Source organism: Nocardia jiangxiensis NBRC 101359 (assembly GCF_000308615.1).
Lineage (GTDB): Bacteria > Actinomycetota > Actinomycetes > Mycobacteriales > Mycobacteriaceae > Nocardia > Nocardia jiangxiensis.
The window spans coordinates 1-20,815 of sequence record NZ_BAGB01000031.1 but is presented as its reverse complement, the minus strand read 5'-3'; the positions used below and the strand labels follow the sequence as shown (position 1 = coordinate 20,815).

The following is a 20,815-nucleotide window of genomic DNA, read 5'->3' as shown; positions in this document are numbered from 1 at the left end:
CTCCGCAAGACCGGACCGGACCGCCACGTCGGGCGTCTAATCTCCTGTGGCGCACCGGAATCGCCCTGATCAACCCGCCGGGAAATATGTTCATCGGCGAGTCGCCGATCCGCCACACCTTCGGGGCAGACGGGAGGGGTGCAACTGTGGTTAGCTGTGAGGCCATGAGCACGTCGCTGGCCGCCCTTCCGGAGGAATATCTACCGCGCGATACCGCGGATGTCGTTCGCACCGTGCGAGATTCACGGCCGCAACCGCTGACGGTCCGCGGCGGCGAGCACAGCAGCGAGAACGAGGACGAGCCCGGCCCGCCCGACCGCCGGATCGTCCTGTCCCTGCGCCGGATGAACCGGGTGCAGGCGGTCGACGCCGAGGCCCGTCAGGTGCGGGTGCAGGCCGGTGCGCGCCTGTCCGATATCGACCGCACCCTCGCCGCGCACGGACTGGGCCTGCCCATCGTGGGCGATCACCGGGAGATCACCGCGGGCGGATTCGCCGCGGTGGGCGGGCTGTCCACCGCCTCGCACCGGTACGGCATGTTCAGCGACAACGTCCTCGCCCTCGAATACGTCGATCCGGAAGGCAGATTCGGCACCTGCGGGCGCAACCACCACGCCGAACGCTTCCACCGCATCCTCGGCGGCGCGGGTCGCACCGGCATCATCACCGCGCTCACCCTGCAGGCCGTCGAGGTCGACAAGGACCACACCTGGCTGACCTCCGACGCGCACCGCTTCCTGGATTTCGACGGTTTCGTCGAGCACACCCTCGACGCGATCGAACATCCCGGCGATGCGATGTTGCAGGTCGGCCGCTGGGTCGACACCGCGCCCCTGCGGGTCTCGCGCCCGGTCGGCACCGGCAACATCCAGCTGGGCACGGTGCGCTTCGGCCAGTGGTCCAGCCTGCATCCCACCACCGCGACGACCACCCTGCGGGCCCGCCGCGAACTCGGTTCCCGCGCGCGCAAATCCCTCGGCGCGATCGCCTCGGCCGCGGGCGGACGAGCGGGCATGCCGGTCCGCAACGCCGCCGCCGGTGCGCTGATGTTCTCCCCGAAGGTACTCACCCTGCGCGACGCGGAATACCTCGCCGACACGGTGATCAGCACGTCCGAACGCGGACCGGCCTACCGCGCAGCGGTTTTCGCGCCACTGTCGACCTACACCGCGGTCTTCCACCGCCTGCACGACCTGTTCTCCGAATACCGCGAACGCAACGAATGCTTCACGGTCATCTCCGCCCTGACCTACGGCGTGCGCTCCCCCTACCTGCACGACCTCGCCGGTGAGGACCACGGCTTCATCAGCTTCACCTGCCGTCTACGCCCCGCCAGCGCCTTCACCGGCCGCACCGGCACCACCGAGGCCCTGCGCGAGATCAGCATCGCCATCGACGACATCTGCCGCTCCGAACGAGCCCGCCGCTACCTCATGGCCGAATAACGGACTCCGATACGACAGCGCCCCGGCCATGGAAACGGCCGGGGCGCTGTCGGTGCTGGAGCTAGTGCTTCTCAGGACCGATGTGGTACTCGAAGACCAGGCCGGCTGCCGCGGTCAGGATGCAGATGACGCCGATGGCGATCAGCCACAGCTGGAAGAACGCGAAACCGATCGCGGTGATCGCGGCCGCACCGGCCAGGGTGACCGGCCAGAAGCTACCGGGCGAGAAGAAGCCCAGATCGCCTGCGCCGTCCACGATCTCGGCCTCCTCGTAATCCTCCGGGCGCAGGTCCAGACGACGGGCCACGAAGCGGAAGTACGTGCCGACGATGAGGGTCAGACCCGCGGTCAGCACGATCGCGGTGGTGCCCGCCCACTCCACACCGGTACTGGACTGACCGGTGAAGAAGGCGTAGATGACGGCCACGATGATGAAGAACACCGTGAGCAGTTCGAAGATGCGTGCTTCGACCTTCATATCAGTTCAGTCCTCAGTTGCTCTGGGCCTCGGACGCCGAACGCAGGGTGCGGTCGGTGTTGAACGGGTGCGTGGACACCGCCACCGGCGACTCGCCGATGTCGGCCAGCGCCTCGGCAGTGGTCTTCCCGGCCTTGCGGTCGGTCATGTACTTGTCGAACTTCTCCGGCGAGACCGCCCGGACCTCGAAGTTCATCATCGAGTGGAACGTGCCGCACATCTCCGCGCACCGGCCGACGAACGCGCCTTCCTTCTCGATCTTCGAGATCTGGAAGATGTTGTCGGAGTGGTTCTCCTTCGGATCCGGCATCACGTCGCGCTTGAACAGGAACTCCGGCACCCAGAACGAGTGGATGACATCGGCCGAGGCGAGCTGGAACTCGATCACCCGGTTGGTCGGCAGCACGAGCACCGGAACCTCGGTGCTGGAACCGACGGTCTCGACCTTGTCGTAGTGCAGGTAGCTGATGTCGTTGCCAGGCAGGCCGTGGTCCGGACCGGGCTGGGCGTGGCCGTTGGCCTTGCGGTCCTTGTACTCGTCGATGATCTGCTGGTCCAGGCCCTGACGGGTGTGGTCGACACCGTCGTAGACCTGGCCGTTCTCGTCGACCTTCTGGTAGCCGAACTTCCAGTTCCACTGGAAGGCGGTCACGTCCACGACCACGTTCGGGTTGGACACCTTCTCGTGCACGTAGTTCTGCACGACCACGGTGAAGTAGAACAGCACCGCGATGATCACGAACGGAATCGCGGTGTAGGTCAGCTCCAGCGGGACGTTGTACCCGGTCTGGCGGGGGAACTCGGGCGAGTTCGGCTTCTTGCGGTGGAAGGCGACCGTCCAGAAGGTCAGGCCCCACACCAGCACACCCATCGCCAGCGCGGCGATGACCGACCAGGTCCACAGCTCCCGCATCTTCGTGCCCTGCGGGGTGACACCCGAGGGCCACCCGAACCGCAGCACGGGATTGTCGATCGAGCAGCCGGATACGGCGATGACAGTGATCCCCAAGGACACCGCCAGCCCGGCCCGCCGAAGCAGGCGGCCTCGTCCGCCGGAGGTAGCGCCCCCGTCGGGCCGCGCCCCTATCGCTTCGCTCGCCTTGTGCGCCACGCTCAACGCCTTCCTGGTCGTCTATCCGACTCGGCGCCGCCCGGGTGGGCCGGACGGCACATTTTCAGCACGTTCGAAGAACTCACCGGCGGACCTCGCAAACGCGCGGCCCACCTCGGGAGTTCCCGAGTACTACGCAGCGTAGACCAAACCGGGTACCGCGTTGTGCGCGGGTCGGATTCGACACTCCGAAGATCGAGGCTGCGATGAAGATCGACGCGACCGGCCAACTATCAACCGAGGTTACGACGTTGCGGACCCCGAATGGACGCCAGAGAGCCGGACACTGTGGGGCCCCGGCAGCCAGCCACTACTGCGGAATCAGCCTGGTACAGCACCGCTCCAAGGGGCGGAAGATACCGATTCGAGGCAGAATGATTCCGGAATCATTCCGCGGTACGGCATACTCGCGGACTGAGTTTCGATCTCCTCCCTGACCTACCCCCCGATCCCGGAAATGAGGTTCCTCACGCCGTGTGTGGCCTGCTCGGATTTCTGACCGCCGATGTGGCGACCGACGAGGTCGTGCACCAGGTGTACGAGGCGTTGCAGTGCGGGCGTCACCGGGGGCCCGACGAGCGCGGGACCTGGCACGACGAGCACATCATCCTGGGCTTCAACCGCCTGTCGATCATCGATATCGAGCATTCGCACCAGCCGCTGCGCTGGGGTCCGCCGGAGAATCCGGAGCGGTACGCGCTGGCGTTCAACGGGGAGATCTACAACTACCTGGAACTGCGTGAGCAGTTGACCGCCGAACACGGTGCGCAGTTCCAGACCGAGGGCGACGGTGAATCCATAGTCGCCGCCTATCACCACTGGGGTACCGAGGCGTTCTCCCGGTTGCGCGGCATGTTCGCCTTCGCGATCTGGGATACCGAGACCCGGCGGCTGGTCCTCGCGCGCGACCGGTTCGGCATCAAACCGCTGTTCGTCGCGACCGGTCCGGGTGGCACCGCCTACGCGAGCGAGAAGAAGAGTCTGCTCGAACTGCTCGAGCCGCTGGGCCTGTCCCGGTCGATCGATGTGCGGGCGGTCGAGCACTACACCGTGCTGCAGTACGTGCCCGAACCCGAGACGTTGCACGCCGACGTGCGGCGGCTGGAATCCGGTTGCTATGCAACGCTGACGCCGGGTGAGCAGCCGAAGATCACCCGATACTTCGAGCCGACGTTCCGGGTGCGCCCGTTCGCGCCGGACAGCGCCGAGGCCCGCTACCGCGAGATCTCCGAGGTGCTGCGCGATTCGGTCGCCAAGCACATGCGCGCGGACGTGACGGTCGGCGCGTTCCTGTCCGGCGGCATCGATTCCACCGCGACCGCGGCGCTGGCGATCCAGCACAACCCGAATCTGCTCACCTTCACCTCGGCCTTCGAACGCGAGGGTTACTCCGAGGCCGACGTTGCCGCCGAGACCGCCGAGGCGATCGGCGCGAAGCACTACATCCGCATGGTGAGCCCCGAGGAGTACGCCGCCGCGATCCCCGAGATCGTCTGGTATCTCGACGATCCCGTCGCCGATCCGGCGCTGGTTCCGCTGTACTTCGTGGCCAAGGAGGCCCGCAAGCACGTCAAGGTGGTGCTCTCGGGCGAGGGCGCCGACGAGTTGTTCGGCGGATACACGATCTATCGGGAGCCGTTGTCGCTCGGGCCTTTCGAGTATCTGCCGCGCGGCGCACGCAGACTGCTGGGCAAGCTGTCGGACCGGATTCCCGAGGGCACCCGGGGCAAGAGCCTGCTGCATCGCGGATCGCTCACACTCGAGGAGCGCTACTACGGCAACGCGCGCAGTTTCAGTGACGCCCAGTTGCGTTCGGTGCTGCGCGATTTCCGGCCCGAATGGACTCACAGGGATGTCACCGCGCCGATCTACGCCCGCTCGCGCGGCTGGGATCCGGTGGCGCGCATGCAACATCTGGACCTGTTCACCTGGCTGCGCGGGGACATCCTGGTCAAGGCCGACAAGATGACCATGGCCAACTCCCTCGAGCTGCGGGTGCCGTTCCTGGATCCCGAGGTGTTCGCGATCGCCGAACAGCTGCCGTACGAGCAGAAGATCACCTCCGAGACCACCAAGTACGCCCTGCGCCGGGCGCTCGAGGAGATCGTGCCGCCGCATGTGCTGCACCGTCCCAAGCTGGGCTTCCCGGTGCCGCTGCGGCACTGGCTGCGCGGTCCGGAGCTGTACGACTGGGCCGCGCAGCAGATCGCCGAATCGCAGACCGACCACCTGCTGAACAAGGCCGCGATCACCGCGATGCTCGAAGCGCACCGCACCGGCACGGTGGATCACAGCCGCCGGCTGTGGACGGTGCTGGTGTTCATGGTCTGGCACGGCATCTTCGTCGAGGACCGCATCAAGCCCGCCATCGAGGAGCCCACCTATCCGGTGCGCCTGTAGTCGGCGCTGATCGACTGGTCAGCCCGCGACCGGGCGACATACCCTGATCGGCGTGAAGAGTCGGGGGATCGTATTCGATCCGGACGCGGCCGACCCCAAGCGGGTGACGCTGACCAGAGGGCTGTCGGACGATATCTCGAAGGCCGAGATCACCTATCGGGCCGAGGGCGGGATCACCGGAAGCCGGGTGGTGCGACGCTCGGCAGCCGCGGCAGCTCGGCTGCGTACCACGGGCGGCGATCCGTACGTGCGGCCGTGGAGCCGCACCGAGATCCTGGCGCTGGACGAGGCCGGTCGTTATATCGAGCCGGTTCACCTGGTTTTCGCCGGGTCGTAGCCTCACCAGCACCGAACCGGAGTTAGCTGGAACGCATGGCGGAAAACCCAGGCCCCAGCAGCGACGACACCGCCCCGGACGCGTCGCCGCAGGCCACGAACCAGGGCATCAGCCGACGGTGGCTGTTCGGCGCGTCGGCCGGTGCCGCGGTCGCCGGGCTGGCGGTCGGGGCGGGCGGGGCCACCGCGCTGCGCGGCGACGGCGAAACTCGGGCCGCCGAGATCTGGCCGCGTTCGCCTGATCTGGTGATGAGTGCGGACAGTACTGCCGCGCCGCATGTTTCGGGTCTGCACCTGCAGTTCGGGGCCGATGCCGCGCGGGAGGCGGTGATCTCCTGGTACACCACCGCTTCGGTGCGCAATCCGGTGGTGCGCTACGGCACCGCCGCCGCCGGATTCGGCACGACCGTGCAGGCGCAGACCCGCACGTATCGCGACGGCAAGTCCGGCATCGAGATCACCGCGCATCACGCGCGGTTGACCGGTCTGTCCCCAGATACCGACTACGTCTACGCGGCCGGTCACGACGGCGCTCCCCCGGAACTGGGCACCCTGCGCACCGCGCCTTCGGGCCGGGCGGCGTTCCGGTTCACCAGCTTCGGCGATCAGGGCACGCCGACGCTGGGCAAACTGGTCGGCGGCACGTACGTCAACGACAATCTCGGCTCACCGTTCGCCGGGGACGTCACCGCCGGGATCGAGCGGGTCGCACCGCTGTTCAATCTCGTCAACGGTGATCTGTGCTACGCCAATCTGGCCACCGATCGCATCCGCACCTGGAGCGACTGGTGGGCCAACAACTCCCGCTCGGCCCGCTACCGCCCGTGGATGCCCGCGCCCGGCAATCACGAGAACGAACTCGGCAACGGACCGATCGGATATCAGGCGTTCCAGACCTATTTCACCGTGCCCGACGCGGGTAGCGAGGATCTCACCCGCGGGCTGTGGTACTCGTTCACCGCCGGTGGCGTCCGCGTCATCGCCCTCGCGAACGACGACATCTGCTACCAGGACGCGGGCAGCAGCTATGTGCGCGGCTATTCCGGCGGAGCCCAGAAGCGCTGGCTGGAGGACGAATTGACGAAGGCGCGCGCGGATCGCGGCATCGATTGGGTGGTGGTGTTCATGCACCAGACCGCGATCTCCTCGGCCGACAAGTTCAACGGGGCCGATCTGGGGATCCGGCAGGAATGGCTGCCGCTGTTCGACCGGTACCAGGTCGATCTGGTGCTGGCCGGACACGAACATCATTACGAGCGTTCCCATCCGGTCCGCGGCGTTCTGGGCACCGACACCCTCACCCCGAAACCGGTGGACACCCGCACCGATGTCGTCGACACCAGCAAGGGCACAGTGCATCTGGTGATCGGCGGCGGCGGAACCTCGGCCCCGTCCAACGCCCTGTTCTTCCCCGGCGAGCAGTGCCGCGTCGTCACCGCGGTCGGCGCGACGGACTCCGGCACCGGTAAGAAGACGCCCGTGTACGTCCAGGAGCAGGCCCCCTGGTCGGCCTTCAAGGATTCCGAACACCCCTACGGTTTCTGTGCCTTCGACGTGGACCCCGGCAAACCTGGCGGCAACACCACCATGAAGGCCACCTACTACGCCCTCACCGGTCCGACCAACACCCTGACGGTCGTCGACCACTTCACCCTCACGCGCCCCCGCTCCGACCACTGACCGCTCTCGCGCGGACTGCCGCCCACGGGTGCCGGCGGCAGTCGGCGGGCAGGCATCCGCAGCGAGACCCGCATGCGGCGACAACGGCCGCTGTCCGTCAGCGACTGCCGAAGGTGGCGACGACGAGCGCGAGCGTGGTGCTCACCTCGAGCGCGGCGCCCAGCACGTCGCCGTTGAGTCCGCCGAACCGGTTGACGCAGTGCCGGACCAGGATTCCGGCAGCGATCAGCCCCGCAGCGGCAGCGAGGATACCGAGCCACCATCGCCCCGGAACGGCGAAGAATCCGGCGGCGAGCGCGATCACGACCCACGGGAGGGCGATCCGCGGCGATTGCGTCCCGGCGACCAGCGTCCCGAATCCCGAACCGGGAGCGGGTTCGTAACCGCGGCGACAGGCCAGCACCACCGCGACCCGCCCCACCGCAACCGCCGCGGCAATCGCCAGCCACCGCCCCGATCCGGCCAGCGCGGCACACGAGAACGCCTGCACCGCAACGGCGAATATCACCGCGGCGACACCGAACGGGCCCGCCCCACCGCTTTTCATGATCTCCCGGGCCCGTTCGGGCGGCCCGTAGCTGCCGAGGCCGTCGAAAGTGTCGGCCAGCCCGTCCAGGTGCATCCCCCGGGTGATCAGCGCGAGCGCCGCCACCACGATCAACCCGGCCAGCGCGAAACTCGTTCCCGCAGCGCCCAGCACCCACATCAACCCCGCCGTCGCGGCTCCCAGCACGATCCCCACGATCGGAGCCATCGCGATCGCCCGCGTCGCCACCGCCCGATCCACCTCGTCGGGACCGGACACCGGCAGCACGGTCAGCCACGAGAACGCGAGCCGAATGCCGTTCACCGGCACACCTTCTCGCCCCGTCGACGGTGCGTCGGCAGCGGGAGACGGAGTTCAGCGGTGATCAAGGCGTGGCAGGGGCGGTGTCGTCGGCGGTGCTCACTCCGGCCTCGCCGAACGTGGCCATTTCCGTGAGGGCCGCGACGGCGGCACGCACCAGGGGCAGCGCGGCGACCGCACCGGAGCCCTCGCCCAGGCGCATCTCCATCTCCACCAGCGGTTCCAGGCCGAGTTTGGTGAGAGCGGCGCGATGCGCGGGTTCGGTCGAGCGATGGCCCGCGACCCACCACGCCGACGCCCCCGGCGCGAGCGCATCCGCGAGCAGAGCGGCGGCGGTGACGACCACGCCGTCCAGGATCACCGGCGTGCGGCGCACCGCGGCCTGCGCCAGATATCCGGCCATCGCGGCGAGATCCGCACCACCAGCGACCCGCAGCAGAGCGACCGGATCCTTCAGGTGCGGACGGGCCCGCCACATGGCGTCGCGGATCGCGGCCGCCTTGCGCATCCAGCCCGCATCGTCGACGCCGGTGCCCCGGCCGATGGCCAGAACCGGTTCGGTATCGGTGATCGCGGCGATGAGAACCGTTGCGGGCGTGGTGTTCCCGATGCCCATATCGCCCGCGATCAGCAGATCCGCACCGCCGTCGATCTCCTCGTCGGCGATCGCGCGCCCGGCTGCCAGTGCGGCGTTCACCTGGGCCTCGGTCAGTGCGTCCTCGCGATCGATGGCCCCGCCCGCGCGGCACACCTTGTACGCCGAAACGGCCGGATCGGTGTCGGCGTCCACGGCGATGTCCACCACGCGCACCGTCGCATCCGCGAGCCGGGCCAGCGCGTTCACCGCTGCGCCGCCCGCGAGGATGTTGGCCACCATCTGCACGGTGACCTCACTCGGATAAGCCGAAACCCCGTGCCGCGCAATGCCGTGATCGCCTGCGAACACCACGACCCGGGCCCGCTCGAACTGCCGCGGCGGGCAGACGCCCTGACATGCGGCGACCCAGTTGCCCAGCGTCTCCAGCCGCCCCAGCGCTCCCGCGGGCTTGGTGAGCTGCAACTGCCGTTCCTGCGCCTGCACCCGGACGTGCTGATCGGGCGGAGCGACGATCCCGAAAACCGGCGCCTCGCCCGACAAGTCGTACATCGGATCGGCCGCGCCGGGAATTTCGGCAGCGGGAACTTCGGGAGCGGAAGACGTTGCGGCCGAGCCGCTCCCCGAATCCTGCGCCGCCGCACCCCCGCCCTGCACCGTGACCGCGCTCTGCTGCGTGTCGCTCACGACCGAAGCCGCTACCGCAGTGGCGTTTCCGGATTCCCGAACGCGCACCGGAACCCCCGCGACAACGAGGTACACCTCGTCGCACAACGCCGCCACCTGCTGGTTGAGCGTTCCGATCTCATCGGCGAACAACCGCCCCGACCGGGTACCCGGCAGCACGCCCAGTCCGGTCTCGGGGCTCACGATCACCAGCGGCTGCGCATATCCGGCGATGGCCGCGACCAGCTCCTCGACATCGGGCGCAACCGTGCCGCGGGGCGATTCCCAGGCCGACCGCGCATCGATCCGGCCGGTCAGCCAGGTGCCGAGATCGTCGATCAGCGTCATCGGCGTCGGCTCGGCCAGCGCACGCACCGGATCACCCTCCACGACCTGCCAGTCCGCGGGCCGCCGCTCCCGATGCGCCGCCACCCGGTCGGCGAAATCGCCGTCGGCGGGATCCACCGCAGCGGTCGCGACATACCGGACCGGACCGGCCCGACCGGCCAGTTCCTCGGCGAAGGCCGACTTCCCGGACCGTGTCCCACCGAGCACCAGCGTCCGCAGCGGGCGCTGCCTCGAAGCATCGTTCAACACGCCAGAACGGTACCAATCACCACCTCACCACGACATGCGCGCACCGATACCTCGCGCCGATCCGCAAACCTCTTGTCAGGACAGACCTGACAGATTCATACTCGTGTCAGGTAATCCCTGACACGAACTCCCGAGGAGGGCGCGATGACCGCACCTACCCCCGCACCACCCCGATGCTCCTTCTGCGGCAAGCCTCCCGCCGAGGTGAACACTCTCGTCGCCGGTCCCGGCGTGCACATCTGCGACGAATGCATCGGACTCGCCGTCACCATCACCGAGAATCACCGCCCCTCGGACACACCCGCTCCCCTGCAGATCTGGGAGGCGATGTCGGACGACGAAATGCTTCAGCACATTCCGCGCGTCGCCGCGGTGGCCGCTCAGGTCGAGGAGAATCTGCGCGACTGGGTCCAGGAGTTGCGCCGCCGCAAGGTCACCTGGGCTCGCATCGGCGGCGCGCTCGACATCACCCGGCAGTCCGCCTGGGAGCGGTTCTCCGGCGAGGAGTGAACCACCCGCGGCGCGGAACTCAGGATCCGAAGCGACGACGATACTCGGTCGGCGCGATGCCGACCTGACGCTGGAAATGGTGTCGCAGCAGGGCTCCCGAGCCGAAACCGCACCGTCCGGCGATGGTCTCGAGATCCAGCGCGGTCTCCTCCAGCAGCTGCTTGGACAGCAGAATGCGTTGCGAGGTCAGCCATTTCACCGGCGTCGTCCCGGCCTCGGCGGCGAAGCGGCGAGCGAAGGTGCGGGTGGACATGGCCGAGCGAGAGGCCAGATCCTCCACGCTGTGCGGCAGTTCGAGGTGTTCGTTCATCCAGCGCATGGTCTCCCCCAGACTGTCCGAATCACAGTCGGGGACGGGACGTTCGATGAACTGTCGCTGCCCGCCGTCACGCTGCGGCGGCACCACCATCCGGCGGGCGATCTTGTTGGCCACCGCACTGCCCAGCTCCCGGCGGACCAGATGCAGGCAGGCATCGATTCCGGCCGCGGTGCCCGCACTGGTGATCACTGCACCCTCATCGACGAACAGCACGTCCGGATCGACCGTGGCCTCGGGATACATCTCGGCCAGGCGATCCACGTACCGCCAGTGGGTGGTACAGGTCCGCCCGTCCAGCAGTCCGGCGGCACCGGCCAGGAATGCGCCCGAACACACCGTCAGCACGATCGCCCCGGCTGCGGCCGCATCGCGAACCGCCTGCACCACAACGGGATCGAAATCCTCCCCGGAACCGAACGGAAAAGCCGGAACCGCGACCAGATCCGCACCCCGCAACTCGTCCAGGTCGTACTGCGGAGTGACGGTGATCCCGGGCGTACTCGACTTCAGCGGCCGCCCGGCCTGCGCACCGCACACCCGGAAGTCGAACAGAGGTAGTCCGTCGTCACGGCGGTCCAGCCCGAAAACCTCACAGACGACCCCGAATTCGAACATGGCCAGATGTTCGTTGAGCACGACGGCGACCTTGGACAGCACCCCACCAGTGTACTTGGCCGAATATTGTTGAAGTATGTCGTTACCGCCACTGTTGGCGGCAAGTGTATGAGCACAAAATTACTGCCATGCTCATTTTCACGCTGTTGCTCCTGGTCATCGCCGCACTGACGGCCTACCTCCACTACCGGACCGGCGCACACCCCGCCGGATCATCGAATGTCGTCGACCGCGACGCGGACCGGATGGATCACGAACTTCGCGCCATCCTCGGCATCCGCGAAACTCGCTGAAAGCCGTGCACACCATGAGCATCCGCGCTCGACTGCACCGAACCTGGACCATCGTCGGCGAACTGACCAGCAGACTCTGCGCATTCGTCCCGGAACCCCCGCAACGCACCGGAATCCAGCCCGCGGACACCGCCCGTTTCGGCATCCTGCTCAACACGTCCCACGGCATGCGCGAACACGGCTGAGCACATTCGGAATTCGTGCTCGCTCAGTGCGATCGGCCGCAGGTCACCAGACTTCGGACCAGCATGGATCCGTTCGGACTCGAATCCGATCAGATGCTGTCGCCGGGGTTGAGCCTCGGCTTGGGCATCCGCATCCGGCGAATCTGCGAGGCCCGCACGAATGCGTACCAACCCAGCTGCATCGACGAATTGGTGCTGGCGGGGAAACGCTCACGCACCCGGCGGTTGATGATGCGGCCGAGAATCACACCCTCGCCGGCCATGAACACCATCATCACCAGCATGGCCAGCGTGACGTAGATCTGCACCGCCGGATTCAGGAACATCGCCACGATCAGCAGCAGCGCCAGCGGCATGAACAGACCCACCAGATTGCGGCGGGCGTCGACCAGATCCCGCACGTAGGCGCGGACCGGGCCGCGATCGCGCGGCGGCAGGTACTGATCCTCCCCGGCGGCCATGCGGGCGCGCCGGTCGGCGGCGGCGGCACGACGTTCGGCCGAGGCGGCCTTGCGGTCGGCCTTCGTGCCCCGCGTGGCCTTGCGCCTGGCCCGCGCTTCCTTCTGGGTCATGGGCGCGGGGGCCACCGGCCCCCTGCGCTTACCCTCGACATCGCGTCGTTTGGGGGTCGGACGCCCCTTACCTGCGGTGGCCGTGACGGGCGCGGTCGAGCCACCGGTCTCGGCGGCCGGGGCGTCCTCGGCGAGGTCGTTACTGCCGGCTGCATCGCCGCGGCGGAGGAACTTCACGCCGACCAGGCTATTGGATGGAGTATCGCCCAGGAAATGCGGTACGCCCAGATTGTTGTGTCACAACTCATACCACACCGTTCAACCCCCGGTAACCCGGCGTTTCCGGGGTGCGCGGACACCCCGGCCGCGTTGGAGTGGCAAGATTGGAATAGACACCCACGGGGGTGACGTTGACCGCTTACGAGCCGTGCGCTGTTACGGGTTGAACACAGGTCCCTAGGAGAGTTCATGACTGTGCAGAACGAGACCACCACACACGGTGTGACACTGACCGATGCCGCCGCGTCCAAGGCCAAGGCGCTGCTCGATCAGGAGGGTCGCGACGATCTGTCGCTGCGCATCGCCGTTCAGCCCGGTGGCTGTGCGGGCCTGCGCTACCAGCTCTTCTTCGACGACCGCGCCCTGGACGGCGATCTGGTCGTCGAGTTCGGCGGTGTGAAGCTGGCTGTCGACCGGATGAGCGCCCCCTATGTCGAGGGCGCCTCGATCGACTTCGTCGACACCATCGAGAAGCAGGGTTTCACCATCGACAACCCGAACGCCACCGGCTCCTGCGCCTGCGGCGACAGCTTCAACTGACATCTGCCCCTCGGCGCGGAACTCATCCGGGTTCCGCGCTGCGTTCGTTTCGGCGCGTGCGGGAGTCGGCGGCGATCACACCTGGTGACCGCGCCCGGCTCGGCCGCACGCGCCCGTGTCATGTCGTTCGGCCTTACCATCCGTGATCCGTACGCGGTACGGTGAAGATCGATCTCGCCTCGACAGTGAAGGACCAGGTTTTCGTGACCATCGCAGTGTCCGCATCCATCGCGACAGACCATCTGATGCGTTTCCCGGGAAAGTTCTCCGATGTGCTGCTCGCCGATCAGCTGCAGCACGTATCGCTGAGTTTCCTCGTCGACGATCTGGTCATCCGCCGCGGCGGCGTCGCCGGGAACATCGCCTACGCGATGGGCCTGCTGCGCCGCGACCCGCTGCTCGTCGGCTCGGTCGGCGCGGACTTCGGTGAATACCGGAACTGGTTGGAGGGCAACGGCGTCGACTGCTCGGGCGTGCGGATCTCGCAGACCGCCCACACCGCGCGCTTCGTCTGCACCACCGACGAGACCATGGCCCAGATCGCCTCGTTCTACCCGGGCGCGATGAGCGAGGCCCGCGACATCTCGATCGCCGACCTCGCCGAGAACCACACCCTCGACCTGGTCCTGGTCGGCGCCAACGATCCCGACGCGATGGTCCGCCACACCCGGCAGTGCCGCGAACTGGGCATCGCCTTCGCCGCCGACCCCTCCCAGCAACTCGCCCGGCTCGACGGCGAGCAGGCGCTGGACCTGATCGACGGTGCCGCATACCTTTTCACCAACGAGTACGAGTGGGGCCTGCTGCTGCAGAAGACGGGCCTGACTCCCGAGGAGATCAGCCGTCGCGTCGGCATCCGGGTCACCACCCTCGGCGCGAAGGGTGTGGTGATCGTCGATCCCGACGGGGTCGAGGTGAATGTCGAAGTGGTGCCGGAACTTTCGAAGGTCGATCCGACCGGCGTCGGCGATGCCTTCCGGGCCGGATTCCTCACCGGCCACACCGCCGGCCTGAGCCTCGAGCGCGCCGCGCAGCTGGGGTCGCTGATCGCCGTGCTGGTGCTGGAGACGGTCGGCACCCAGGAGTGGACCCTCGATCGCGAGCGGGCGCTCGAGCGGATCGGCGCGGCCTACGGCCGCGCGGCGGCCACCGACATCGCCGCCGTCCTGAACTGAACCGCATCCCTGCCTCGAGCGGAAGCCGTTCCGCCCCAAGGTGAATCGCACACACCGTGGACCGCGTCGCCGACTTCTCGCGACGAATCCCGTCCACGGTGTGTCCTGCACTGTCTGCGGACCGGTAGCACAGTGATCGTTCACAACACCGCCGGATGCGTGGAGTTCGCCGACTGGCAATAGGGTGGTTCGTATGGGATCCGACCGTTTGTACTTCCGTCAGCTACTCGCCGGACGCGATTGGGCTGTGGGCGATCCGATCGCCACTCAGATGCGAAATTTCGCGTATCTGATCGGCGATCGTGAGACCGGCGACTGCGTTGTCGTGGATCCCGCGTATGCGGCGGGCGATCTGGTGGATGTCGCCGAGGGCGAGGGACTGCGGCTGAGCGGGGTGCTGGCCACCCATCACCATCCCGATCACGTGGGCGGCACGATGATGGGATTCACCCTGCGCGGGGTGCGCGAACTGCTGGAGCGGGTGCAGGTCCCGGTGCACGTGCATCAGGAGGAACTGCCGTGGGTGGCCAATGTCACCGGGATCGCGCCCAGCGAACTGACCGGACACGAGCACGGCGACAAGGTCGGCGTCGGCGGATTCGACATCGAACTGCTGCACACCCCCGGACACACACCCGGCAGCATGTGCTTCCTGTTCGAGGACCGGCTGGTCGCGGGTGACACGCTGTTCGTGGAGGGCTGCGGGCGCACCGATTTCCCCGGCGGGGATTCGGAGTCGATGTTCCGCAGCCTGCGTCACCTGGCGGAGTTATCCGGCGATCCGGTCGTGTATCCCGGGCACTGGTACTCCCAGGAGCCCAGTGCGGCACTGTCCGAGGTCCGCGAGCAGAACTACGTCATGCGCCCGCAGACCCTCGAACAGTGGCAGATGTTGATGCCGGGCTGAAGGCCCCGGCCGCGCGGCCTCGATCAGGCCAGCGCGCGCATCCAACCGTGGATGTCGGCGAAGGTTCCGCGCTGGATGCCGGTGAGCGTGTCGCGCAGCGCCATGGTGACCTCGCCGGGCTCCCCATCGCCGATGGTGAACTCACCGTCGGCCGAGCGGACCGAGGCGACCGGGATGACCACGGCCGCGGTTCCGCAGCCGAACACCTCGGTGATCTCCCCGGACTCGGCGCCCTTGCGCCATTCCTCGACCGAGACCCGCCGCTGCTCCACCTCGTACCCGGCATCCGCGGCCAAGGTCAGCAGCGAGTCGCGGGTGATGCCCGGCAGCAGCGAACCGGACAGTTCCGGCGTCACCAGTCGCGCCTGCGAGCCCGAGCCGAAGACGAAGAACAGGTTGTTGGTGCCCATCTCCTCGACGTAGCGGTGATCGCACGCGTCGAGCCAGACCACCTGGTCACAGCCCTGTTCGCTGGCCTGCTTCTGCGCCAGCAGCGAGGCCGCGTAATTACCCGCCACCTTCGCCTCGCCGGTACCGCCGGGGGCGGCCCGCACATATTCGGTGGACAGCCACACCCGCACGGGCTTCAGGCCGCGCGGGAAGTAGGCGCCCGCAGGCGATCCCAGCAGCAGGTACTTGTAGGCCCCGGCCGGCTTGACGCCCAGCCCCGACTCCGTCGCGAACAGGAACGGCCGCAGGTACAGCGAATCCTCGCCACCGGCGGCGGGCACCCAGTCCGCGTCGACCTCGAGCAGCTGGCGCACCGATTCGATGAACAGCTCCTCGGGCAGTTCGGCCATCGCCATACGTCGCGAGGACCGTTGGAAGCGTGCGGCATTCGCGTCGATGCGGAACGTCGCGATGCTGCCGTCGCCCTGGCGATACGCCTTGAGTCCCTCGAAGATCGCCTGCCCGTAGTGGAACACCATCGTCGCCGGATCCATCGACAGCGGCGCGTACGGCTCGACCCGCGCATCGGTCCACTGGCCGTCGGCGTAATCGATCGACACCATGTGGTCGGTGAAATAGCGCCCGAATCCGGGTGCCGCCAAGATATCCTGCCGTCGCTGCGCCGAGGTGGGCGCGGGATGCGGAATACGGGTGAACTGTGCGGCAGCGGTCATGATTCGATCCTAGCTGCAAGGTAATCCGTATCTTTCGGCCGACCATTGGGTACTCTGTTCAGCTTCGTGCCCCCAGGGAACCCAGCGGGCACAATGCCCAACGCGCCCAACCGGTATCAGCCGAGCAACCACGTCACCGCACGGCGGTCGGAACGTCCGCGTGTGTCGCGACGAACGTCGTCGGTCGGCCCGGCCTCAGCCCCGGGGCCACGCGAGCGAAGCACTCGATGCCGGGCCGTGCGGGGCGCGCGGCCTCTTCGGTATCAGACCTGTTCAGGACGTGTGCGGGGTGACGAAGGGTGGCCGGACGACCGCTACCTTCAGGCGACGGCCGCGCACGTCGACCTCGACCTCGTCACCGGGCTCGAGGGCCGCGGCCGTATCGAGCAGAGCCAGGGCGATACCGACCTTGCGGGTGGGCGAGAAGGTGCCCGAGGTGGTTTCGCCGATCACCTCGTCGCCGCGCAGTACGGACTGTCCCTGCCGCAGCACGCCTCGGTCGAGTGCCTCCAGCCCCAACAGGATTCGGCGCGGGCCGGCCGACTTCTCCTGTTCCAGTGCGGATTTGCCCCAGAACTCCGGTTTCTTCCAGCCCACGGCCCATCCTGCGCGCGCCTGCACCGGCGAAATGTCCAGTGCCAGTTCATGTCCGTGCAGCGGGTACCCCATCTCGGTGCGCAGCGTGTCGCGCGCGCCCAGACCCGCGGGCTCACCCCCGGCCGCGCGCACCTGCACTACGAGTTCGCGGAACAGCGCCTCGGCGTCGTCCCAGCGCGGCAGCAGTTCGTACCCGTGCTCGCCGGTGTAGCCGGTGCGGCAGACCCGGACCGGGCGGCCGTCCCATTCCGCGTCGGCGTAGCCCATGTACTCCATCTCGGTCGGCAGCCCGAGCGCGGTCAGCACCCGCGCCGATTCGGGTCCCTGAACCGCGAACACGGCATAGCCGCGATGCTCGTCGGTGATCGTGACGCCCTCGGGTGCGGCCGCGCGCAACGCGGCGACCACCGCGGCGGTGTTGGCCGCATTGGGCACCAGGAAGATCTCGTCGTCGGCGACGTAATAGGCGATCAGATCGTCGATCACCCCGCCCTCGGGCGTACAGCACAGCGTGTACTGCGCCTTGCCCGGCCGGATCCGCCGCAGATCGTTGGTCAGCGCCGAATTCACGAACTCCGCCGCTCCCGGCCCCGACACGGTCGCCTTGCCGAGGTGGCTCACATCGAAGACGCCGACCGTCGTGCGGACCGCCGTGTGCTCGGCCACCGTCCCGGCATAGGACACCGGCATCTCCCAGCCGCCGAAGGGCGCGAAATTCGCCCCCAGTTCGACGTGCACGTCGTGGATCGGCCCTCGCAGCAGGTTCGAGTCGTTCACCGGGCCAACCCTAGCGGCCGAATCCTCCCTCGTGTGCACCCGCCGAACAGCCGCACCCTGTCGCTGGATCCGCACCCCCTGCCGCACCTGTTTCGAGTGCGGATCCGCGTAGGGGGTGCGGCCTGGCTCCGCTGCCGTGACAGCGCGTCGATGGCCAGTAGCCTGTTCCGCATGACAGCTGCTGCAGATCGCTCGCTCGGACCAGATGTGGATCTGGTCGATTCCCTCAGTCCCGATACCGATGTGCTGGTTCTCGGAGTAGTCGGCGGCGAGGACGGTCCGGCCCTCGCCGGGAGCGACGACGAGGTCGTCATCCGCGCGATCGGCGCCGAGGCACTCGACGCGGTGCTGGCGAGCCTGCGCGCGGTCGGTGCGAAAGGCTCCGGTGAGGAGCTGACCCGTATCCCCGCTCCGGCGGGTCTGACCGGCGTCACGAGCGTGCTCGGGGTCGGCCTCGGCGCACCCGACGGCATCGATGCCGAACAGGTGCGCCGCTGCGCGGGCGTCGCGGCCCGCGCGCTGACCGGCGTGCGCCGGGCGGTCACCACCCTGTCCCGCCTGGAGCCCGGTCCGGGCCCCGCCGCCGAGGGATTCTTCCTGGGCGCGTACTCCTTCACCGCGTTCCGGTCCGAGAAGTCCGCGCCCAAGCCGGACGAGGGCCCCCTCGCGCGGATCGAGCTGCTGGTCGCCGATCCCGCCGACGACGCCGCTGTCCGGCATGCGGTGCAGGTGGCCGAGGCGGTCGCCCTCGCCCGCGATTTCGTCAACACTCCGCCCAGCCACCTCTATCCGGCCGAATTCGCCGAGCGCGCGAAGACGCTCGCCGAACAGGCCGGTCTGCAGGTCGAGGTCCTCGACGAAAAGGCCCTCGCCGCAAACGGTTACGGCGGCATCGTCGGCGTCGGCCAAGGCTCCTCGCGCCCGCCGCGGCTGATCCGGCTCACCTACGCGGGCGGGGCAAAGAAGGTCGCACTGGTCGGCAAGGGCATCACGTTCGACACCGGCGGCATCTCGATCAAACCCGCCGCCAACATGGAGAACATGACCTCCGATATGGGCGGCGCCGCGGCGGTCATCGCGGCCACGATCGCGGCCGCCAAGCTGGAACTGCCCGTCACTGTGACAGCGACGGTCCCCATGGCGGAGAACATGCCCTCGGCCACCGCGCAGCGCCCCGGCGATGTGCTCACCCAGTACGGCGGCACCACGATCGAGGTGATCAACACCGACGCCGAGGGGCGCCTGATCCTCGCCGATGCGATCGTGCGGGCCTGCGAGGACGAGCCCGAATACCTGATCGATGTGGCCACCTTGACGGGTGCGCAACTCGTCGCGCTGGGCAGCCGCACCCCCGGCGTCATGGGCACCGAGGAGTTCCGCGACCGGGTCGCGCGCCTGTCCCAGGAAACCGGTGAGAACGGTTGGGCCATGCCGCTTCCCGCCGAACTGCGCGCGGATCTCAATTCCAAGATCGCGGATCTGGCCAACGTCTCCCCGCATCGTTTCGGCGGCATGCTGGTGGCCGGTCTGTACCTGAAGGAATTCGTCGCCGAGGGCGTGCAGTGGGCCCACCTCGACGTCGCCGGTCCGGCCTACAACACCGGTAGCCCCTTCGGCTACGTCCCCAAGGGCGGCACCGGCGTACCGGTCCGCACACTCGTCGCCGTACTCGGCGATATCGCGGCGGAGTAGCAGTGATGCCGGACGGTTCGCGCGCAGGCACGGCGTCGCGAGCCGTCCGTCCGGGGCTGAGCCGACGGCACCGGGTGCCCGGTGCCGTCGGGCTAGTCCTCGATTCCGCGCAGTTCCCGCTCGACGGCTCGCTTGCGTTCGATGCGGCGACGCGCATCGAAGTCCCGCATGCGCTGCGGGTAGCCGGTCCGGCGCACGTCGTACACCGGAATGCCGAGGCGACCGGACAACCGCTGCGCACCTCGCTCGCCCACCGTGCGGCGGGTCCATTCCCCGTCATGCGCCACGAGTACGACCGTGACATCGGTCACCGTCGTCTTCGGCTCCACGTACGCCTCGACGCCGACGTGCGAGCGCACCCACTCGTCCAGATACCGGGCATCTGTCGTGGCTCCCCCGCCACCCGATGTCCGGACACGATCCACCGACTGGCGGAAACGATCCAGCAAACCCATCCCCCGCCGACCTCCTGTCCGGGATATCGGGTTCGAACGCACCCGATTCATCGATAGTGCCAGCCGTCGCGGCGACGCGCCGGAAGTACCGGACGGCAGGGCGCGACCACCGGGCACGGGCCGCCCTGTGGTACACGCCGCGACGGCGAGTGCAAGGATGGACAGTCGGAACAAGAACCCCACACGGATCTCCGGTGCCACACAGAATGTTCGGTGGCGGTCGGCGGCCCGTGCGGTCAGGGCGCGGAGGCAGAGTTTCTCATCACTGCCGAGGGCCCGGCGCACCTGCCGAATAGACTCGGACATCCGCCGCGACCCGCGGCGGGCGCCCGCCGAGAGACAACTGTTGTAGACCCGTCGAGCAGTTATAGGAGTCAACGGACATGGCCTTCTCCGTCCAGATGCCGGCCCTTGGTGAGAGTGTCACCGAGGGAACCGTGACCAGGTGGCTGAAGCAGGAAGGAGACACGGTCGAGGTCGACGAGCCACTGCTCGAGGTGTCCACCGACAAGGTCGACACCGAGATCCCCTCGCCCGCCGCCGGTGTGCTCACCAAGATCGTGGCAAAGGAGGACGACGTCGTCGAGGTCGGTGGCGAGCTGGGTGTGATCGGCGCCGCCGATGAGGCGCCCGCCGCCGCTCCGGCCCCCGCGCCCGCCCCGCCCGCTCCGGCCCCGCAG

At 68.1% G+C, this 20,815-nt stretch carries 21 protein-coding genes; 12 read left to right on the top strand and 9 right to left on the bottom strand.

The window, feature by feature from the left end:
• Positions 1–164: 164 nt before the first annotated feature.
• A complete protein-coding gene (locus ON40_RS10370) occupies positions 165–1,445 on the top strand; it encodes an FAD-binding oxidoreductase (protein ID WP_040821065.1) in 1,281 nt (426 codons plus the stop codon).
• Between the two features lie 61 nt (positions 1,446–1,506).
• Here ON40_RS10370 and ON40_RS10365 read toward each other — a convergent pair whose 3' ends face one another.
• The gene (locus tag ON40_RS10365; RefSeq protein WP_040821063.1) at positions 1,507–1,923 is read right to left on the bottom strand and encodes a cytochrome c oxidase subunit 4; all 417 of its coding nucleotides are present in this window, start codon (positions 1,921–1,923) and stop codon (positions 1,507–1,509) included.
• Between the two features lie 13 nt (positions 1,924–1,936).
• Positions 1,937–3,010 (bottom strand): aa3-type cytochrome oxidase subunit II, encoded by a 1,074-nt coding sequence (gene ctaC / locus ON40_RS10360; protein WP_051192972.1) that lies wholly within the window; start codon positions 3,008–3,010, stop codon positions 1,937–1,939.
• A gap of 498 nt (positions 3,011–3,508) precedes the next feature.
• On the opposite strand from ctaC, the gene asnB reads away from it, so the two are divergent.
• The 3 genes from asnB to ON40_RS10345 are packed head-to-tail and all read left to right on the top strand — an operon-like array spanning position 3,509 to position 7,450.
• Positions 3,509–5,434: an asparagine synthase (glutamine-hydrolyzing) gene (asnB, locus tag ON40_RS10355; RefSeq protein ID WP_040821062.1), complete on the top strand. Its 1,926-nt coding sequence runs from the start codon at positions 3,509–3,511 to the stop codon at positions 5,432–5,434.
• 52 nt (positions 5,435–5,486) lie between these two features.
• Positions 5,487–5,771 carry a hypothetical protein gene (locus ON40_RS10350; protein WP_040821060.1) on the top strand — a complete coding sequence of 95 codons (285 nt, stop codon included), beginning with the start codon at positions 5,487–5,489 and terminating at the stop codon, positions 5,769–5,771.
• 35 nt (positions 5,772–5,806) lie between these two features.
• Positions 5,807–7,450 carry a purple acid phosphatase family protein gene (locus ON40_RS10345; RefSeq protein ID WP_083895551.1) on the top strand — a complete coding sequence of 548 codons (1,644 nt, stop codon included), beginning with the start codon at positions 5,807–5,809 and terminating at the stop codon, positions 7,448–7,450.
• 97 nt (positions 7,451–7,547) lie between these two features.
• On the opposite strand, the gene ON40_RS10340 is transcribed toward ON40_RS10345, so the two are convergent.
• Both ON40_RS10340 and cobT read right to left on the bottom strand, forming a co-directional pair.
• Entirely contained in the window at positions 7,548–8,300 is a 753-nt protein-coding gene (locus ON40_RS10340; RefSeq protein WP_040821390.1) for an adenosylcobinamide-GDP ribazoletransferase, read from the bottom strand.
• A 61-nt stretch (positions 8,301–8,361) separates the two neighbouring features.
• Positions 8,362–10,155, bottom strand: a complete 1,794-nt coding sequence (cobT, locus tag ON40_RS10335) for a nicotinate-nucleotide--dimethylbenzimidazole phosphoribosyltransferase (protein ID WP_083895550.1) — start codon at positions 10,153–10,155, stop codon at positions 8,362–8,364.
• A gap of 144 nt (positions 10,156–10,299) precedes the next feature.
• Here cobT and ON40_RS10330 point away from each other — a divergent pair, with 144 nt between their 5' ends.
• Positions 10,300–10,665, top strand: coding sequence for a ClpX C4-type zinc finger protein (locus ON40_RS10330; RefSeq protein ID WP_040821059.1), 366 nt, complete (start codon positions 10,300–10,302; stop codon positions 10,663–10,665).
• A gap of 19 nt (positions 10,666–10,684) precedes the next feature.
• On the opposite strand, the gene ON40_RS10325 is transcribed toward ON40_RS10330, so the two are convergent.
• Positions 10,685–11,641 (bottom strand): helix-turn-helix domain-containing protein, encoded by a 957-nt coding sequence (locus ON40_RS10325; protein WP_040821057.1) that lies wholly within the window; start codon positions 11,639–11,641, stop codon positions 10,685–10,687.
• Between the two features lie 86 nt (positions 11,642–11,727).
• Here ON40_RS10325 and ON40_RS51775 point away from each other — a divergent pair, with 86 nt between their 5' ends.
• Positions 11,728–11,892, top strand: coding sequence for a hypothetical protein (locus ON40_RS51775; RefSeq protein WP_157186259.1), 165 nt, complete (start codon positions 11,728–11,730; stop codon positions 11,890–11,892).
• A 14-nt stretch (positions 11,893–11,906) separates the two neighbouring features.
• Positions 11,907–12,077 (top strand): hypothetical protein, encoded by a 171-nt coding sequence (locus ON40_RS51770; RefSeq protein ID WP_157186258.1) that lies wholly within the window; start codon positions 11,907–11,909, stop codon positions 12,075–12,077.
• 89 nt (positions 12,078–12,166) lie between these two features.
• Here ON40_RS51770 and ON40_RS10320 read toward each other — a convergent pair whose 3' ends face one another.
• Positions 12,167–12,826, bottom strand: a complete 660-nt coding sequence (locus tag ON40_RS10320) for a DUF3043 domain-containing protein (RefSeq protein ID WP_040821055.1) — start codon at positions 12,824–12,826, stop codon at positions 12,167–12,169.
• Between the two features lie 231 nt (positions 12,827–13,057).
• Here ON40_RS10320 and ON40_RS10315 point away from each other — a divergent pair, with 231 nt between their 5' ends.
• The 3 genes from ON40_RS10315 to ON40_RS10305 all read left to right on the top strand — a co-directional run bounded on the left by ON40_RS10315 (position 13,058) and on the right by ON40_RS10305 (position 15,490).
• Complete coding sequence (locus tag ON40_RS10315) at positions 13,058–13,408, top strand: HesB/IscA family protein (RefSeq protein WP_040821053.1); 351 nt, start codon at positions 13,058–13,060, stop codon at positions 13,406–13,408.
• A 203-nt stretch (positions 13,409–13,611) separates the two neighbouring features.
• On the top strand, positions 13,612–14,583 hold the full coding sequence (locus ON40_RS10310) for a carbohydrate kinase family protein (RefSeq protein WP_040821385.1): 972 nt from the start codon (positions 13,612–13,614) through the stop codon (positions 14,581–14,583).
• Positions 14,584–14,776: 193 nt separating this feature from the next.
• Entirely contained in the window at positions 14,777–15,490 is a 714-nt protein-coding gene (locus ON40_RS10305; RefSeq protein ID WP_040821051.1) for an MBL fold metallo-hydrolase, read from the top strand.
• A gap of 23 nt (positions 15,491–15,513) precedes the next feature.
• Here the strand turns inward: ON40_RS10305 and ON40_RS10300 are convergent, their stop codons facing one another.
• Together ON40_RS10300 and gcvT are read right to left on the bottom strand one after the other, a co-directional pair.
• The gene (locus ON40_RS10300; protein WP_040821049.1) at positions 15,514–16,614 is read right to left on the bottom strand and encodes a branched-chain amino acid aminotransferase; all 1,101 of its coding nucleotides are present in this window, start codon (positions 16,612–16,614) and stop codon (positions 15,514–15,516) included.
• A 273-nt stretch (positions 16,615–16,887) separates the two neighbouring features.
• Positions 16,888–17,988 carry a glycine cleavage system aminomethyltransferase GcvT gene (gene gcvT, locus ON40_RS10295; RefSeq protein WP_040821047.1) on the bottom strand — a complete coding sequence of 367 codons (1,101 nt, stop codon included), beginning with the start codon at positions 17,986–17,988 and terminating at the stop codon, positions 16,888–16,890.
• 171 nt (positions 17,989–18,159) lie between these two features.
• On the opposite strand from gcvT, the gene ON40_RS10290 reads away from it, so the two are divergent.
• A complete protein-coding gene (locus ON40_RS10290) occupies positions 18,160–19,680 on the top strand; it encodes a leucyl aminopeptidase (protein WP_040821382.1) in 1,521 nt (506 codons plus the stop codon).
• Positions 19,681–19,772: 92 nt separating this feature from the next.
• Here the strand turns inward: ON40_RS10290 and ON40_RS10285 are convergent, their stop codons facing one another.
• Entirely contained in the window at positions 19,773–20,135 is a 363-nt protein-coding gene (locus ON40_RS10285; protein WP_040821045.1) for a hypothetical protein, read from the bottom strand.
• 383 nt (positions 20,136–20,518) lie between these two features.
• Here ON40_RS10285 and ON40_RS10280 point away from each other — a divergent pair.
• Positions 20,519–20,815 (top strand): biotin/lipoyl-containing protein (locus ON40_RS10280; protein ID WP_040821043.1); only part of this gene is annotated, 297 nt, incomplete at its 3' end.

Excerpts from the sequence above, each read along its gene's own strand:
- ON40_RS10300 (WP_040821049.1), bottom strand. The coding sequence starts at position 16,614 with ATGACCGCTGCCGCACAGTTCACCCGTATTCCGCATCCCGCGCCCACC.
- ON40_RS10330 (WP_040821059.1), top strand. The coding sequence starts at position 10,300 with ATGACCGCACCTACCCCCGCACCACCCCGATGCTCCTTCTGCGGCAAG.
- ON40_RS10285 (WP_040821045.1), bottom strand. The coding sequence starts at position 20,135 with ATGGGTTTGCTGGATCGTTTCCGCCAGTCGGTGGATCGTGTCCGGACA.
- ON40_RS10345 (WP_083895551.1), top strand. The coding sequence starts at position 5,807 with ATGGCGGAAAACCCAGGCCCCAGCAGCGACGACACCGCCCCGGACGCG.
- ON40_RS10290 (WP_040821382.1), top strand. The coding sequence starts at position 18,160 with ATGACAGCTGCTGCAGATCGCTCGCTCGGACCAGATGTGGATCTGGTC.
- ON40_RS51770 (WP_157186258.1), top strand. The coding sequence starts at position 11,907 with ATGAGCATCCGCGCTCGACTGCACCGAACCTGGACCATCGTCGGCGAA.
- ON40_RS10305 (WP_040821051.1), top strand. The coding sequence starts at position 14,777 with ATGGGATCCGACCGTTTGTACTTCCGTCAGCTACTCGCCGGACGCGAT.
- ON40_RS10365 (WP_040821063.1), bottom strand. The coding sequence starts at position 1,923 with ATGAAGGTCGAAGCACGCATCTTCGAACTGCTCACGGTGTTCTTCATC.
- ON40_RS10315 (WP_040821053.1), top strand. The coding sequence starts at position 13,058 with ATGACTGTGCAGAACGAGACCACCACACACGGTGTGACACTGACCGAT.
- ON40_RS10370 (WP_040821065.1), top strand. The coding sequence starts at position 165 with ATGAGCACGTCGCTGGCCGCCCTTCCGGAGGAATATCTACCGCGCGAT.
- ON40_RS51775 (WP_157186259.1), top strand. The coding sequence starts at position 11,728 with ATGCTCATTTTCACGCTGTTGCTCCTGGTCATCGCCGCACTGACGGCC.